We start from the raw sequence: 301 nt of genomic DNA on the forward strand, positions 1-301 counted from the left end.
CTCGATGCGCTGATCGAGCGGGCCCTCGGCAACAACCACGACATCCGCATCGCGCAGGCCCGCCTGCTGGAAGCGCGCGCCACGCAGACCGAGGCCGAGCTCGACCGCCTGCCCGTGGTCACGATGGGCGCAAGCAAGACGCGCGGCATCGCGCAGGGCAACGGCACGCCGGCCGATGCGCGCACGCTGGCGCAGAGCAGCCGCGCGGGCTTCGATGCCTCGTGGGAAACCGACCTGTTCGGCCGCCTGCAGCGGCCCGACGAAGCGGCCACGGCGCGCGCGCAGGCCTCGGCGGCCGACC

General features: G+C 74.8%; 1 protein-coding gene. It reads left to right on the forward strand.

Features of this window, described 5'->3' with window-relative positions:
- Positions 1-301, forward strand: a 301-nt coding sequence (locus DBV14_RS33195; RefSeq protein ID WP_185546215.1) for a TolC family protein, incomplete at both ends; no start/stop codon positions are given.

The organism is Variovorax sp. KBW07 (assembly GCF_003852515.1).
Classification (GTDB): domain Bacteria; phylum Pseudomonadota; class Gammaproteobacteria; order Burkholderiales; family Burkholderiaceae_C; genus Variovorax.